Source organism: Achromobacter sp. Marseille-Q4954 (assembly GCF_943737025.1).
GTDB classification, from domain to species: Bacteria; Pseudomonadota; Gammaproteobacteria; order Burkholderiales; family Burkholderiaceae_B; genus Achromobacter; species Achromobacter bronchisepticus_A.
Window position 1 is genome coordinate 273,868 of sequence record NZ_CALSFQ010000003.1, and the last position, 15,720, is coordinate 289,587.

The 15,720-nt window shown below is 65.0% G+C and carries 13 protein-coding genes; 7 read left to right on the forward strand and 6 right to left on the reverse strand.

Translation table 11 applies throughout. From position 1 onward, the window contains the following. Nucleotides 1-3: 3 nt before the first annotated feature. From NGK62_RS26880 to NGK62_RS26895, 4 genes are all read right to left on the reverse strand, one after another. On the reverse strand, nucleotides 4-1,089 hold the full coding sequence (locus NGK62_RS26880) for an ABC transporter ATP-binding protein (RefSeq protein WP_059380165.1): 1,086 nt from the start codon (nucleotides 1,087-1,089) through the stop codon (nucleotides 4-6). Further along, on the reverse strand, nucleotides 1,086-2,798 hold the full coding sequence (locus NGK62_RS26885; RefSeq protein WP_251881159.1) for an ABC transporter permease: 1,713 nt from the start codon (nucleotides 2,796-2,798) through the stop codon (nucleotides 1,086-1,088). The genes NGK62_RS26880 and NGK62_RS26885 overlap by 4 nt, the downstream gene beginning before the upstream one ends. A gap of 86 nt (nucleotides 2,799-2,884) precedes the next feature. Then, complete coding sequence (locus NGK62_RS26890) at nucleotides 2,885-4,210, reverse strand: ABC transporter substrate-binding protein (protein WP_118932914.1); 1,326 nt, start codon at nucleotides 4,208-4,210, stop codon at nucleotides 2,885-2,887. 129 nt (nucleotides 4,211-4,339) lie between these two features. Then, nucleotides 4,340-4,768 (reverse strand): hypothetical protein, encoded by a 429-nt coding sequence (locus NGK62_RS26895; RefSeq protein WP_059380162.1) that lies wholly within the window; start codon nucleotides 4,766-4,768, stop codon nucleotides 4,340-4,342. Between the two features lie 138 nt (nucleotides 4,769-4,906). Here NGK62_RS26895 and NGK62_RS26900 point away from each other — a divergent pair, with 138 nt between their 5' ends. After that, the gene (locus NGK62_RS26900) at nucleotides 4,907-6,217 is read left to right on the forward strand and encodes a solute carrier family 23 protein (protein ID WP_251881161.1); all 1,311 of its coding nucleotides are present in this window, start codon (nucleotides 4,907-4,909) and stop codon (nucleotides 6,215-6,217) included. Between the two features lie 52 nt (nucleotides 6,218-6,269). Here the strand turns inward: NGK62_RS26900 and NGK62_RS26905 are convergent, their stop codons facing one another. Next, nucleotides 6,270-7,889 carry a methyl-accepting chemotaxis protein gene (locus tag NGK62_RS26905; protein WP_059380160.1) on the reverse strand — a complete coding sequence of 540 codons (1,620 nt, stop codon included), beginning with the start codon at nucleotides 7,887-7,889 and terminating at the stop codon, nucleotides 6,270-6,272. Between the two features lie 649 nt (nucleotides 7,890-8,538). Here NGK62_RS26905 and greA point away from each other — a divergent pair. Continuing rightward, nucleotides 8,539-9,015, forward strand: coding sequence for a transcription elongation factor GreA (gene greA, locus NGK62_RS26910; protein ID WP_054451366.1), 477 nt, complete (start codon nucleotides 8,539-8,541; stop codon nucleotides 9,013-9,015). Between the two features lie 129 nt (nucleotides 9,016-9,144). On the opposite strand, the gene NGK62_RS26915 is transcribed toward greA, so the two are convergent. After that, nucleotides 9,145-9,744, reverse strand: coding sequence for a YhbY family RNA-binding protein (locus NGK62_RS26915; protein WP_251881163.1), 600 nt, complete (start codon nucleotides 9,742-9,744; stop codon nucleotides 9,145-9,147). An 18-nt stretch (nucleotides 9,745-9,762) separates the two neighbouring features. Between NGK62_RS26915 and NGK62_RS26920 the strand changes: the two genes are divergently transcribed. The 5 genes from NGK62_RS26920 (at nucleotide 9,763) to NGK62_RS26940 (ending at nucleotide 15,718) form a co-directional block, all read left to right on the forward strand. Continuing rightward, on the forward strand, nucleotides 9,763-10,395 hold the full coding sequence (locus NGK62_RS26920; protein WP_054451364.1) for an RlmE family RNA methyltransferase: 633 nt from the start codon (nucleotides 9,763-9,765) through the stop codon (nucleotides 10,393-10,395). Between the two features lie 214 nt (nucleotides 10,396-10,609). Next, on the forward strand, nucleotides 10,610-12,496 hold the full coding sequence (gene ftsH, locus NGK62_RS26925; RefSeq protein WP_054451363.1) for an ATP-dependent zinc metalloprotease FtsH: 1,887 nt from the start codon (nucleotides 10,610-10,612) through the stop codon (nucleotides 12,494-12,496). Between the two features lie 18 nt (nucleotides 12,497-12,514). Continuing rightward, nucleotides 12,515-13,360, forward strand: coding sequence for a dihydropteroate synthase (gene folP / locus NGK62_RS26930; protein WP_059380158.1), 846 nt, complete (start codon nucleotides 12,515-12,517; stop codon nucleotides 13,358-13,360). Further along, a complete protein-coding gene (gene glmM / locus NGK62_RS26935) occupies nucleotides 13,357-14,700 on the forward strand; it encodes a phosphoglucosamine mutase (protein ID WP_251881165.1) in 1,344 nt (447 codons plus the stop codon). Before folP ends, glmM begins: the two co-directional genes overlap by 4 nt. Nucleotides 14,701-14,911: 211 nt before the next feature. Beyond that, a complete protein-coding gene (locus NGK62_RS26940; protein WP_059380156.1) occupies nucleotides 14,912-15,718 on the forward strand; it encodes a GNAT family N-acetyltransferase in 807 nt (268 codons plus the stop codon). The last annotated feature ends 2 nt before the right edge of the window (nucleotides 15,719-15,720 follow it).

A 15,720-nucleotide genomic window follows, 5' to 3' on the forward strand; every position in this document is an offset into this window, starting at 1 on the left:
AGTTTAGGCCGCCAGGAGCCGCACTTGGGTAGGCTCGAGGCCGATGGAAACCGGAGCGCCGACTGGGAAGGGCGACAGCCCGGCCAGATGCGATTGGTCCGCCGTCAGCCGCTGCTCGCCGATCAGCACCTGATAGCGGGTGAATTCGCCCAGGAACTCGCTGCTTTCCACGATGCCGGGCAGCCAGACATAGCGTGCGTCGCCCAGCCCGTCCGCCATTTCGATCTGCACCGTGTGCGGGCGGAAGCTGGCCGCCAGCCGGGAAGCGGCGGGCGCTTCGCCCGTGAGCGGCAACTGCAGGTCGCCCACGCCTTCCACCGCCAGCACCACGCTGCCGCTGGTGCGTTCGCGCACGTCGCCTTCCAGCACGTTCATCGTGCCCACGAAGTTGGCGACGAAGCGATTGACCGGATAGTCGAACAAGGTGCTGGGCGCGCCGATCTGCTGGACCACGCCGTGGTCCAGCACCGCCATGCGGTCGGCGGTGGTCATGGCCTCCTCCTGGTCATGGGTGACGAAGATGGTGGTGATGCCAAGCCGGCGCTGCAGGCTGAGCAGATCCTGGCGCATCTGCACGCGCAGCTTCTTGTCCAGGTTGGACAGAGGCTCGTCCAGCAGCAGCACCTGCGGCTCGATCACGATGGTGCGGGCCAGGGCCACGCGCTGCTGCTGCCCGCCGGAAAGCTGGTTGGGGCGGCGCTTGCCGTACTGGGACAGGCCGACCAGATCGAGCGCGGCCTCCACCTTGGCGTGGATCTCGGCGCGCGGCAGCTTGCGTTCGACCAGGCCGAAGGCCACGTTGTCCCAGACCGTCATGTGCGGCCACAGCGCGTAGTTCTGGAACACCATGCCGATGTTGCGGTTCCAGGGCGGCGTGCCGCTGATGTCCTTGCCGTCCACCAGCAGCTGCCCGGCGCTGTGCCGGTTGAAGCCGGCGATCAGCCGCAACAAGGTGGATTTGCCGGAGCCGGACGGTCCGAGCAGCGCAAAAAACTCGCCGGGCTCGATGCTGATGTTGACGTCCTTGAGCACTTCCGTCTTGCCGTAGGACAACCGGATGTTGCGGCATTCGACGCTGACTTTCTTCATGCGGATTCCCCTTCATTGCGGGCCGGCTGCTGGCGCGACTGGGCGCGCTCCACCAGCAGGTGCGAGACATACGTGCCGATGGCCACCGCGGCCACCGCCAGGACGCCGAGCGCGGCGCCGGGACCCCGGCCCGCCGCGCTCTGCATGTACAGATAAATGCCGTAGCTCATGGGCGCCTGGCTGTCCTTGGTCACCAGCATGATGGTGGCCGACAGTTCCACGGCCGCCGTCACGAAGCTGGTCACGAAGCCGGCCAGCATGCCGCCCGCCATGAGCGGCACCACCACGCGGCGTATCGTGCTCATGCGGGTCGCGCCCAGCGATTGCGCCGCCTCTTCCAGCGAGATGTTGATCTGCTGCAGCGAGGCCACGCAGGATCGCAGGGCGTAGGGCAGCCGCCGCACCGAGTACGCGATCATGATGATGATCCACGACGAGGTCAGCAGCGTGCCGGTGCCGGGCAGCTCGATGCCGCGGAAGGTGCGCAGAAAGCCGATGGCCAGCACGATACCTGGAATCGCCAGCGCGGCGGAGGCCAGGAAGTCCAGCCACTGGCGCGCCGGCAGCCGGGTGCGCAACATCAGATAGGCGATGGCGGTACCCAGGATCACGTCCACGCCCGCGGCCAGGCCGCAATAGAGCAGGGTGTTGGCGATCATGCCTTGCGATTCGGAGAACACCGCGGCGTAATGCGCCAGCGTGTAGCCGTCGGGCAGCGGCGCGAAGCTCCAGACGCTGGCCAGCGACAGCAGCAGCACGCCCATATGCGGCGACAGCACCAGCAGCAGCACCAGGATGATCCAGCCATAGGCCAGTACGCTCTCCACCGGGCGCAGCTTGCGCTTCTGGATGGAGCTGCCGCCCTTCTGCAGTGTGGAGTAATCGCGGCCCTTGAGCACCCGCGCCGACAGCCACAACGCCAGTATCGAAAAGCCCACCATGATCACGCTGATCACATAGCCCAGCGGATCCTCCAGGCCCACTTGCGTGATGCGCAGATAGGCCTGCGGCGCCAGCATGTTGGTGGTGCCCAGCACCAGCGGCGTGCCCAGGTCGTCGAACACTTTGACGAACACCAGCGACGTGCCGGCCACATAACCGGGCAGGGCCAGCGGAAAGATCACGCGGCGGAACAGACGGAAGCCCCGCGAGCCCAGGTTGAAGGCCGCCTCTTCCATGGCGCCGTCGATGTTGCGCAGCGCCACCACCAGGTTCATCAGGATGAAGGGGAAGTAGTGCAGCGATTCCACGAAGATGACGCCGTTCAAGCCTTCCATGAACGGGATGGTGAAGCCGAACCAGTCGTTGAGCAGCAGGTTCACGCTGCCCGAGCGGCCGAAGATCAGCTGCATCGCAACCGCGCCGACGAATGGCGGCATGATCAGCGGCAGCACGCCCAGGGTCTGGATCAGCAGCGCGCCGCGGAAATCGAAGCGCACCGTGAAGTACGCCAGCGGCACGGCGATGAGCGACGCCAGCAGCGCCGACCAGCCCGCCACGTACAGGCTGTTGAGGAAGGCTTCCTTCATCAGCGGCTGGTTGAAGAAGGCGCCGAAGTGGCCCATGGTGAAGCTGCCGTCGGCGTTCACGAAGGCGGTGTAGAACACCGTGCCGACTGGCACGGCCAGGAACAGCAGCAGAAAACCGAACACCAGTAGCGCCGTCAGCAGGGGGCCGACGGGCAGGCGCGAGTGGCCCGAAGAATTCATCGAGATTCCCGAAATCGTTGCCAGGGGAAAGCCGCGGCGGCGGACGGGACCGGCCCGTCCGCCTCGCGTCCTGCGGGTGTGGCGGCCTAGAGCGCGGCGGCCTGCTTGGCGAGCTTCACGGCTTCTTCGTAGTTCGCCTTGGAACGGCCGTTCCATTCGCCTTCCAGCTGGGTGATTTGCTGGTTCACGGCGGCGTCCTTCTTGTTGCCGGCGAAGATCGCCAGGAAGGCCGGGTCGGCGGCCTTCTTGCCGTCCACGAGCGGCGCCCAGGTCAGCTTGCGGGCCTGCGCCAGCAGCTCTGCAGCCTTGCCGCTCTTGGCCTTGTCGCCCAACTTGGCTTCGGCCTCGTAGATGGCCTTGGTGGCGGCCTGCAGTTCCTTCAGGCGGAACGTGACCGTCTGGTCATACAGCGACTGCACGACGTAGTAGCGCGACTGCGACAGGTCGGCGTTGAATTGCACCTTGCTGCGTTTGGCGATCTCGGCGGGGTCGGGGTAGCCCTGGGGAATCTTGCCGGCCAGCGCCGTGTAGGGCAGCACCGGCAGGCGCGAGATCTTGGGTTCCAGCAGCAGTTCCTGGCCGGCCTGGCTGAGGGTGAAGGCGATGAACTTCTTGCCTTCCTCGGTGTTCTTCGCGCCTTCGATCAGCGCGATATTGGCCGGCACGATGGCGGTTTCGGAGGGGTAGACGAACTCGACCGGGAACTTGGAATACTTGCTGGACAGGCCGAAGAAGTCGATCACCGGGCCGGCGCCGAACTGGCCGTTGTTGACGCCGTCCGGCACGCCGAAAGAACGTTCGGTGACGGCGCTGCTGTTGCCCGACATGCGCAGCAAGGTGCTCCAGCCTTCGTCCCAGCCTTCGCCCTGGAGGATGGTTTCCACCGTCAGGTGCATGGTGCCCGAGCGCGACGGCGAGGTGATGCCGACATGGCCGAACCATTGCGGCGACAGCAGGTCCTTCCATTCCACCGGCGCGGGGATCTTGTGCGCCGCGATATAGCGGGTGTTGTAGATGATGCCGTAGCCGGCCAGGGCCTGGCCCAGGTACATGCCGCCGGGATCGTTGATGGGGTAGTTGCCGATCTTGTCCGGCACCTGCTTGTTGGCCACGTCTGCGGAGCTTGCCAGCAGCTTGTCGCGGCCCAGCACTTCAAAGGCGTCGGGCGCGCTGGCCCAGAACACCTCGGGACGCTGGCCGGCGGGCGTTTCGCGCACGTAGGCGATGCCCGATACGGTGTTCTTGTTCAGGATTTCCAGCGTGATGCCGGGGTTGGCCTTTTCGAAGGCCGTCTTGTAGGCCTGGGTGAGGTCTTTGGGGAACGACGTGATCACCGTGACGGTGCCTGCCAGGGCAGGGGCCGCGCAAACGGCCAGCACCGCACCTGCAAGAGCTGTGCGCATTGCATGCATGGTTTGTCTCCGTAGTTTTAGATTTGTCCGGAGACAGTACTGGCCGGTCCAGGCAGCGTCCAATCACAAATTTTGATGCGCGCCATCAATGCGGGCGCCCCGGCCGGGCGGGGCGCCGTGCCTGGCCCGCTAGGCCGTGGCGGATACGCCGCGTTTCATGGCCTGGGCCTGCTTCTCCATCACTGCAGTGATCTGCTGCTGGATCTGCATCGCCTGGGCATTGAGCGCCATCAGTTGCTGGGCCTTCATTTCGGCCGGCATGCCGCTGGCCTTGACCTTGGCGATCTGGTCCATCACGCGCTTGAGTTGCTTCTGCAGTTCCTTGATCTGGCGCGTGTAGGCGTCGTCGTTGCTGGAGTCTTCGGTTTCCTTGGCTTCCTGCACGTTGCCCATTTTCAGGCCGCCGGGGTTGTTGACGCGGATCTTGCCGTCCGCGGACACCGTGCTCGTTTCCGCGTCCGAGGCGCTTTTGGCTTCCTTGTTGGCGCGGATCTTCTGCGCCCAGAGGTCGGCCAGGCTGTTGATTCGGGAATTGCCGCTGATGGGATCGATCGCCATGATTGCTCCTGCCGCCTATGAGGATTTCGGGGTTTTCACTAGTACGGCATTCTGACGGCGAACTTAAGCATTGCCCCCCGTTTGCGGCCCCCTTTACACTGGCGCCCGCTCACACCCGACACCTACTTTGGGATATCCATGTCCAATTCCTACTTTCCGCGCTGGCGCCTGGCGGACGACACCGAGCCCGGCGTCATCATCGCGCCCGACGAAAGGCTGTCCTGGCCCAAGAACGTGGCCATGGGCGCCCAGCACGTGGTCGCCATGTTCGGCTCCACCGTGCTGGCCCCGTTGCTCATGGGCTTCGACCCCAACGTCGCCATTCTCATGTCGGGCATCGGCACGCTGATCTTCTTCCTGTTCGTGGGCGGCAGGGTCCCCAGCTACCTGGGTTCCAGCTTCGCCTTCATCGGCGGCGTGATCGCCGTGACCGGCTATGCCGGCGGCGGGGCGAACGCCAATATCGGCGTGGCGCTGGGCGCCATCATCGCCTGCGGCCTGGCCTACACGTTGATCGGGCTGATTGTCTGGTTCGTCAACGCGCGCGCCGGGGGCGGCGCGAACTGGATCGACACGCTGATGCCGCCCGTCGTCACCGGCGCGGTGGTGGCGGTCATCGGCCTGAATCTGGCGCCTATCGCGGCCAAGGGCGCGATGGGCGCGTCGGGCTTCGACAGCGTGATGTCCATGGTCACCATCCTCTGCGTGGGCGGCATCGCCGTGTTCACCAAGGGCATGGTGCAGCGCCTGCTGATCCTGGTCGGCATGATCCTGGCCTGCGTGGTGTACGGCATCCTCGCCAACGGCTTGGGGCTGGGCAAACCCATCGACTTCTCCGGCGTGGCGGCCGCAGCCTGGTTCGGCCTGCCGCATTTCGCCGCGCCGGTGTTCAAGGCCGAGGCCATGGGCCTGATCGTGCCTGTCGCCATCATCCTGGTGGCCGAGAACCTGGGGCACGTGAAGGCTGTCAGCGCCATGACCGGGCAGGACCTGGACCGTTATCTGGGCCGCGCCTTCGTCGGCGACGGGGTCGCTACCATGGTGTCCGGCGCCGTGGGCGGCACGGGCGTCACCACCTACGCCGAGAACATCGGCGTGATGGCCGTCACGCGCATCTATTCCACCCTGGTGTTCGTGGTGGCCGCCCTGATTGCCATCGTGCTGGGCTTTTCGCCCAAGTTCGGCGCGCTGATCCAGATGATCCCGGCGCCCGTGCTGGGCGGCATGTCGGTGGTGGTGTTCGGCCTGATCGCCATCGCCGGCGCCCGTATCTGGGTGGTCAACCAGGTGGACTTCAGCGACAACCGCAACCTCATCGTGGCCGCGGTCACGCTGGTGCTGGGCGCGGGAGACTTCACGGTCAAGCTGGGTAACTTCACGCTGGGCGGCATCGGCACCGCTACCTTCGGCGCCATCATCCTGTACGCCTTGCTGCGCCGCAGGAAGTAAGCGGCGCGGCCATGCGCGGACCTGGCGTCGCGCGCATGGCCGGCTGGCGCGCCTAGGTGCGCGACAGCCGCGAGGTTGCGGCCGTGCCGGTCAGCGCCACCGGCGCCGCCTCGATCACCTGTCCTGATTGCGTCTTGAATACCGAGGTGGCTTCGGCCAGGCGCCGCGCCTGTTCTTCCATCGCGGCCGCCGCGGCCGAAGCTTCCTCGACCAGCGCGGCGTTCTGCTGCGTCACCTCATCCATCTGCGAGATCGCCAGGCTGACCTGGTCTATGCCGCCGGCCTGCTGTGCCGAGGCGGCTGAGATCTCGGCCATGATCGCCGCCACCCGCTGCACGGAATCCACGATCTCCTGCATGGTCTGCCCGGCGGCAGCCACCTGGGCCGATCCCGCTGCCACGGTGTCCACCGAGGCCTCGATCAGCGTCTTGATCTCCTTGGCGGCTTGGGCCGCGCGCTGGGCCAGCGAACGGACTTCGCCCGCGACCACGGCAAAGCCCTTGCCCTGTTCGCCAGCGCGTGCGGCTTCGACGGCGGCATTCAGCGCGAGGATGTTGGTCTGGAAAGCGATGCTGTCGATCACCGAAACGATGTCGGAGATGCGCCGCGAGCTGTCCGAGATGCCGTGCATGGTGGCTACCACCTGTTCCACGTTCTGGCCGCCACGCTGCGCCACGTCCATGCTGACCGAGGCCAACTGATTGGCCTGGGCGGCGTTTTCCGCATTCTGCTTGACGGTCACCGCCAGCTCTTCCATCGTGGATGCGGTTTCCTCCAGCGCCGCGGCCTGTTCTTCGGTACGTACTGACAGGTTGGAGTTGCCGGCAGCGATTTCCGCCGCGCCCACGTTGATTTCATCCACGCCCTGGCGCACGGACGTGACGGTGCGGGTCAAACCTTCCTGCATGCGCTTGAGCGAGGCAAAGAGGACGCCGATCTCATTGTTGGAGCGGGTTTCCACGCGGTTCGTCAGGTCGCCCGCCGCGATGCGGTCGAAGTGCCTGCCGGCCTCCTGCAGCGGACGGAGCACGGCGCGCCGGATGAAGGTCCAGCACAGTGCCGTCAGCAGCAGCGCAGCCGATATCAGCGCGACCGCCGAGATCCGGGCGGTGGAGTAGGTTTGCTCCGAGCTTGCCAGCACGCCGTCGCTGCGCTCCTGGACCCGGGCCAGGAAGGCTTGCATGTCTTTCATGAAGTAGGCGTCGGCCTGGGGCAGCCGTCCCTCGTCCTGGCGGAACTTGGCAGGCGCGCGTTCCTTGAGGTCGGCTTCCAGCCTGTCCAGGATGGCGGCGTATTCGGTGAAGCGGCCCTGTAGCGTCTGGGCCAGCTCCTGGCCGCGCGGGCTTTTGGGCACGGCCATGTAGCGGGCGAAACGCTCGCGCGCCTGCTTCAGATGGCTGGCGGCTTCCTCGCCGGCCAGCCCGGCTTGGTCCATGCCGCCTGCCTGCATGGCAGCCATGCCCGCACCGAGCGCCAGCCGCGCGCGCAGCAGGGCGGCGTTGGCTTCGTAGAGCGGGTCGACCTGGTGGACCGCGACATTGTTCAGATCCTTGATCTCGGTCACGCTTTTCTCGGCGTTCATCCAACTCAAGCCGCAAGCCAGCGCCAGAGCGATGACGAAGCAGCCCAGCACCAACAGCATTCCAGTACGGACTTTCAATTTTTCCAGCATGAGAGCTCCTCGTTCTTGAACGCGATCCGCCGTGTTGGGAACGGCCCAGGCCGCCCGCTGCGCGGCGGAACGGCGAACGTCGCGCCGGGTGGCTGCGATGCGTCCGCCTCCACTGCAACTACCCGCAAAAACAAGACTCCTGCGCGCGGCAAGTGCTTGCGGTCCGCAAGCTGCAGCCAAACGGTATCCAGTTGGATGTATTAAATTGTCATGAATGACACAATTTGTTGTTTTATACTGATTCAGTCCGTTTTTGCTGGCGTTTTTTGGAGGTAATCCCTGGTTGTTGTAAAAAACTATCGAAGAGTAGTTTTTATGCCACACGTGCACCAAGGAATCGCGGCGACGGGCCTGCGCGATCCGGTCCAAGATCGGATCGGAAAAATTGGAAAAAATGACGGGTTTTAGCGGGTTACAGCGGCGAAATGCGGCGAAAACGGCGGTTTCTCCGGCGGCTTGCAATTCCCGTGGACTTTGACCACAATATGACCTTGATTGCCCCGGTTCCGACCCGAGCCGGGGTTTTGTTTTGGTCGTCCGCGCCGCTTGCCAGTTTTGCTTTCACTCGGCTGCCTGCGCGCGCCAGGATTCCGACCTTCACCGAGAACGCTCCGTCCGGGGCGTTTTCTACTTTTGTTTGGGAAACGACATGTCTGCCATTCCTTTGACCGTGCGCGGGGCCGAGCGCTTGCAAGAAGAGCTCCAGCGGCTGAAAACCGTGGAACGTCCTGCCGTTATCAACGCGATCGCTGAAGCGCGTGCGCAGGGTGATCTGTCGGAAAATGCCGAGTACGATGCTGCTCGCGAGCGCCAAGGCTTTATCGAGGGCCGGATTGCCGAGCTTGAAGGCACGCTTTCCAACGCCCACCTGATCGATCCTACCGCCCTGGATGCCGAAGGCCGCGCCGTGTTTGGCGCCACCGTCGACATCGAGGACCTGGATTCGGGCGATCGTGTGACATACCAAATCGTCGGCGACGTTGAAGCCGACATCAAGTCGAACCTGATTTCCGTGTCGAGCCCGGTGGCCCGCGCGCTGATCGGCAAGAGCGAAGGCGACGTGGTCGAGGTCAAGGCCCCGGCTGGCGTTCGCGAGTATGAAGTCCTGGGCGTGCGCTACATCTGACGCCGACGTAGTAAGCTGGAAGTTGTCAAAACACCATAGTCCGAACCGTGCGTTCGACTGAATTCCGCGGTTTAATGCGGATCGCTATGGTGGACCGGGCGCGTAAAGCGCCCGTTTTTGTGCCCGCACTTACCTTTTCGCCGTCTTGCGGCTGGTGCCGCTGCGTGCTCCGGCCCGCAGGCTGAGCGCGCTGCCGGCGCGGCGGGGAATGCCGTGACCGCTGGCGGTGGTCTTCCTGGTGCCAGGGCGCATGGGCTTGCCGTTCTTGTTGAGCTGGTCCTGGGGCACGAAGCGCGTCTTCGGCTTGGGCTCTTCGGATTCGCTGCGGCGCGGGCGCTTGGCCAGGGTCTTGCCTTCGGCGGCCAGCTTCTTGGGCGTGTGCGGCTCGGAGGCGCGGCGCTTGGCGGGGCGTTCAGGTTCCATGGCGGCCAGCGCGGCGGGCTTGATATTGCCGGCCAGCGGGCGGAACAGGATCAGGGTTTTGCCCAGATGGTGCACGGGGGCGCAGGAAAGCGTGTCGCAGATGGTCGACAGCATTGCGTCGCGGGCCTCGCGGTCATCGCCGCCGGCGCGCACCTTGATGAGGCCGTGCGAAGTCAGCGCCAGGTCGATTTCCTTGAGCACGGCTTCGGTCAGGCCGTTGTCGCCGATCAGGACGACGGGGCGCAGAGGGTGAGCGGCGGACCGAAGGTCGCTGCGCTCACGAGAGGTAAGTTCTAATATAGGCATGCGTGGAATTGTACGGTAATGGCCAAGAATAAATTCTCCAAAGACTGGATTCACCAGCACATCAATGATCCCTATGTGAAGCTGGCGCAACAGAAGGGCTACAGGGCCCGCGCCGCCTTCAAGTTGATCGAGATCCTGGATACCGAGAAGCTGATGCGCCGGGGCGACCTCGTGGTCGACCTGGGGTCGGCGCCCGGCAGTTGGTCCCAAGTGGCGCGCGAGCGCCTGGCGGGGCCGGGCGGGGTCGTGGACGGACGCATCATCGCGCTCGATATCCTGCCCATGGAGCCCGTGGCGGGCGTTGAATTCATCCAGGGCGACTTCCGCGAAGATGAAGTTTTGAAACAATTGGAAGACATGGTCGGATCGCGCGCGGTGGATCTTGTTATTTCCGACATGGCCCCCAACTTGTCAGGGGTGGGTATTGCCGACTCCGCGCGCATCCAGCATGTGTGCGAGTTGGCGATGGAATTCTCCTGCGCCCACCTCAAGCCCAACGGGGCGCTGATCGTCAAGGCTTTCCACGGCAGCGGCTTTTCGCAGATCGTGGAATCCTTCAAGCAGCGCTTCAAGCGGGTGGTCGAACGCAAGCCGAAGGCATCGCGGGACAAATCCTCCGAAACCTTTCTGGTTGCGCGCGATCTGAAGTAGCCCGGGTCCGGGGCGCGCCGCCTCGGATTCGAAAAACCTACAGCCTGCCGGGACAACGACCAGAAAATTCGCGAATAAGACAAAACTCAGAGGGGCTCAGGCATCCCGGGACGCAATCTGGTCTGACAGGGTAGAATGAGCTATTGACATACTTGTGACTGTGCCATATGCGGGTGCGCGGTCGCCGGTCGGAATCGAAAGCAGGAGATCGACCTTGAATAATTCATTTTCGAAAGTCGCTGTCTGGATGGTGATAGCCCTCGTGCTGTTCACCGTCTTCAAACAGTTCGACGGACGCGCTCAGACCCAGGACGGCGTGACCTACACGCAGTTCATGGACGACGCCAAGGCGGGACGTATCCGCAAGGTCGACGTCCAGGGCGACGTGCTGTACGTCACCCCTGACGCGGGCCGCGCCTACACGCTGACTTCGCCGGGCGACCTCTGGATGGTCTCCGATCTGCTGAAGTACGGCGTCCAGGTGTCGGGCAAGCCGCGCGAAGAGCAGTCGCTGCTGATGAGCATCTTCGTGTCGTGGTTCCCCATGCTGTTGCTGATCGGTGTCTGGGTGTTCTTCATGCGCCAGATGCAGGGAGGCGGCAGGGGCGGGGCGTTCAGCTTCGGCAAATCGCGCGCCCGCATGCTCGACGAGAACACCAACCAGATCACCTTCGCCGACGTTGCCGGCTGCGACGAAGCCAAGGAAGACGTCCAGGAACTGGTCGATTTCCTGCGCGACCCCAGCAAGTTCCAGAAGCTGGGCGGCCGCATCCCCCGCGGCGTGCTGATGGTCGGCTCGCCGGGTACCGGCAAGACGCTGCTGGCCAAGGCCATCGCGGGCGAAGCCAAGGTGCCGTTCTTCAGCATCTCGGGCTCCGACTTCGTTGAAATGTTCGTCGGCGTGGGCGCGGCCCGCGTGCGCGACATGTTCGAAAACGCCAAGAAGCACGCTCCCTGCATCATCTTCATCGACGAAATCGACGCGGTCGGCCGCCAGCGTGGCGCTGGCCTGGGCGGCGGCAACGACGAACGCGAGCAGACGCTGAACCAGATGCTTGTGGAAATGGACGGCTTCGAGTCCGGCCAGGGCGTCATCGTCATCGCCGCGACCAACCGTCCCGACGTGCTGGATCCCGCGCTGCTGCGCCCGGGCCGCTTCGACCGCCAGGTCGTGGTGCCGCTGCCCGACATCCGCGGCCGCGAGCAGATCCTGAAGGTCCACATGCGCAAGGTTCCGCTGTCGCCCAACGTCGATGCGACCGTGCTGGCGCGCGGCACCCCGGGCTTCTCCGGCGCCGACCTGGCCAACCTGGTCAACGAAGCCGCGCTGTTCGCCGCCCGCCGCAATGGCCGCACGGTCGACATGTCCGACTTCGAAAAGGCCAAGGACAAGATCATCATGGGCGCGGAACGCCGCTCCATCGTGATGCCCGAAGAGGAACGCAAGAACACCGCGTACCACGAGTCCGGCCACGCGATCGTCGCCCGTCTGCTGCCCAAGACCGACCCGGTCCACAAGGTCACCATCATCCCGCGCGGCCGCGCGCTGGGCGTGACCATGCAGCTGCCTGAGACCGACCGCTACAGCATGGACAAGGGCCGTCTGCTGTCCACCATCGCCGTGCTGTTCGGCGGCCGCATCGCCGAAGAAATCTTCATGGACCAGATGACGACGGGCGCCTCGAACGACTTCGAACGCGCCACCGCCATCGCCCGCGACATCGTCACGCGCTACGGCATGACCGACGAGCTGGGCCCCATGGTCTATGCCGAGAACGAAGGCGAAGTGTTCCTGGGCCGCAGCGTCACCAAGACCACGCACATGTCGGAAGCCACCATGCAGAAGGTGGACACCGAGATCCGCCGCATCATCGACGAGCAGTACAGCGTTGCCCGCAAGATCCTGGAAGACAACCGCGACAAGGTCGAAGTGATGACCTCCGCGCTGCTCGAATGGGAAACCATCGACGCCGACCAGATCAACGACATCATCGAGGGCCGTCCTCCGCGTCCCCCGAAGACGCCTCAGGGCCCGTCGGATACGTCCGACACGCCGCCCACGGGCCTGGCGGCAGGTGGCAATACGGCTGCCGCTGTCTGAGGCTGCTCATCCTGAGTTATGGCAAATAACTTCCTTTGCGGGCGCTTCGAGTTTGATCTCGAGCGCCCGCTTGTCATGGGTATCGTCAACGTCACGCCGGACTCGTTTTCCGACGGCGGCCAGCATGACGATACGGATTCCGCAGTGGCGCATGCGCGCCAATTGATCGCCGAAGGCGCCCAGATCCTGGACCTGGGCGGCGAGTCCACGCGTCCCGGGGCCGACCCGGTCTCAGTGGCCGACGAACTGGCCCGGTTGCTGCCGGTGGTGGAGGCGCTGCGCGATTGCGGCGTGCCCCTGTCCATCGACACCTTCAAGCCGGAAGTCATGCGCGCCGTGCTGGATGCCGGCGCGGACATGATCAACGACATCTATGGCTTCAGGCAGCCGGGCGCCGTCGAGGCGGTGGCCCATACGCGCTGCGGGCTGTGCGTGATGCACATGAAGGGCGAGCCTCGCACCATGCAGGCCGCCCCGCCCGAGTACACCGACCTGATCGGTGAAATCGGGCTTTTCCTGGGGGCTCGCGCGCACAAGCTGCGCGCGGCCTGGATCGATCCTCGCCGCATCGTGCTGGACCCGGGCTTCGGCTTCGGCAAGACGGGCGACCAGAACTTCCAACTGCTGCGCCGGCTGTCCAGCCTGCGCAGCGCCGGTTATCCATTGCTGATCGGCCTGTCGCGCAAAACCATGATCGGCCAGGCTACCGGCCGGCCCGTGGACGGCAGGTTGCCCGGCAGCATCGCCGCGGCGCTTGCCTGCGTGGCGCGTGGCGCTTCCATCGTGCGGGTGCACGATGTGGCGGCCACGGTCGACGCGCTCAAGGTATGGCACGCGGCAGAACAAGGAGCACTCAGTTCATGATTCGACGTAAATATTTCGGTACCGACGGGGTCCGCGGCGAAGTCGGCGGTCCGGTGATCAACGCCGAATTCGCGCTGCGTCTGGGTTACGCGGCCGGCCGCGTCCTGGCGCGTGAGCACGCCGTACGCGGCGGCAGCCGCCCGCAGGTCGTGATCGGCAAGGACACGCGGATCTCTGGCTACATGCTGGAGTCGGCGCTGGAAGCCGGCCTGTCGGCGGCAGGCATCGATGTGCTGCTGGCAGGCCCGGTGCCCACCCCCGCGGTGGCCTACCTGACCCGCGCGCTGCGTCTGGTGGCGGGCATCGTCATCAGCGCTTCGCACAATCCGTACCAAGACAACGGCATCAAGTTCTTCTCGGCGCAGGGCATGAAGCTGCCCGACGAGATCGAGGCCGCCATCGAAGCCGCCCTGGACGAACCGCTGGGTTGCGTCGCGTCGGAGGCCCTGGGGCGCGCGCGCCGCATGGGCGACGCGCAGGGCCGCTACATCGAATTCTGCAAGAGCACCTTCCCCAACGATCTGGACCTGAACGGCATGACGATCGTGGTGGACGCCGCCCACGGCGCCGCCTACAACATCGCGCCGCACGTGTTCCGCGAGCTGGGCGCCGAAGTGCACGCCATCGGCGTCAATCCGGACGGCTTCAACATCAACAAGGGCGTGGGCGCGCTGCATCCCGAGCTGCTGGCCAAGGAAGTGCATGCCCGCGGCGCCCAGTTGGGCATCGCGCTGGACGGCGACGCTGACCGCCTGCAGATGGTGGATGGCGAAGGCCGCATCTACAACGGCGACGAACTCATGTACGCCATCGTCCGCGAGCGCATGCAGCGCGGCAAGGTGGACGGCGTGGTCGGCACGTTGATGACCAACTTCGGCTTCGAGCGCGAAATGCAGCGCCTGGGCGTGGGCTTCGAGCGCGCCAATGTCGGCGACCGCTATGTGCTGGAGCAGATGCAGGCGCGCGGCTGGCTGTACGGCGGCGAGAGCTCCGGCCACCTGTTGTGCATGGACTGCCATTCGACCGGCGATGGCATCGTCGCCGCCCTGCAGGTCCTGACCGCGCTGCGCCGCAACTCGGTCGGGCTGTCGGAGTGGGTGAGCGATCTGCGCATGTATCCGCAGAAGATGATCAACGTGCCGCTGACCCCGGGCCAGGACTGGAAGACGCACGCCGGCCTGAGCGCCGCGCGCAAGGTCGTCGAAGCCGAGCTGGACGGCCGCGGCCGCATCCTGATCCGCGCCTCGGGCACCGAGCCGAAGCTGCGCCTCATGGTCGAAGCCGAAGATGAGGCCCTGGCCGTATCCTGCGCCGAGAAGCTTGCGGCCAGCCTGGGATAAACGCGGACCTGCGATTTCGAACAAGGCCACCCGGTGCGTGACGGGTGGCCTTGTTTGTTCAAGGGTTGTATAGATTTGTAAAGTTTTGTCGATTTGGGCGGAAGATTGATTTATCCGCTCCGGACTAAACTTCATAGTCACGTAACATATTGGTCAAGTCTTTGACATACAGGGCGTCCACACTGGCTGGACTCTCTAGGAGCTTCGCGCAATGCTGGAATTAGCACGCATCAATCCGAGCCGTAATGCCGCAGAACCTTGGACCGGCGCCGCCGCCAAGGTGCTGGTGGTGGGCTTGGCGCGCACCGCTGAAGAAATCGAGCAGATTCAACGCCTGCGCTACGACGTCTTCACCGAGGACATGGGCGCGGTGTTCCCCGACGCCCAGGACGGCATCGAGCATGATCGCTTCGATCCGTACTGCGAACATCTGATGGTCCGCGAGCTGGACACGGGCCGCGTGGTCGGCACCTACCGGATCCTGACGCCGGAAAAGGCGCGGGAGGCCGGCGGCTACTACTCGCAGTCCGAGTTCGACCTGTCCGGGCTGGGAGCGATCCAGGACGAGCTGGTCGAAGTCGGCCGCTCTTGCACGCACCCCGACTACCGCAGCGGCGGCGTCATCATGCTGCTGTGGTCGGGCCTGGCCGAATACCTGCGCCGCGGCGGCTATCAGTACGTGCTGGGTTGCGCCAGCGTCAGCCTGCGCGACGACGGCGTTACCGCCGCCGAAGTGTGGCGCACCATCTCCAAGCAGCTGCCGCAGGGCGACGAGCCGCGCGTGACGCCGCTGCATCGCTATCCGGTGGAGAAGCTCAACAGCACCTTGCCGGCGCGCGTGCCGCCGCTGATCAAGGGTTACCTGAAGCTGGGCGCCAAGGTCTGTGGCGAGCCCGCCTGGGACCCGGATTTCAACGCCGCGGATTTCCCGGTCCTGCTGAAAATGGACCGCATGGACGAGCGCTACCGCCGCCATTTCGGGCTGGATCAGCCCGCAACCGCCACTGCCCAGCGCTGAGG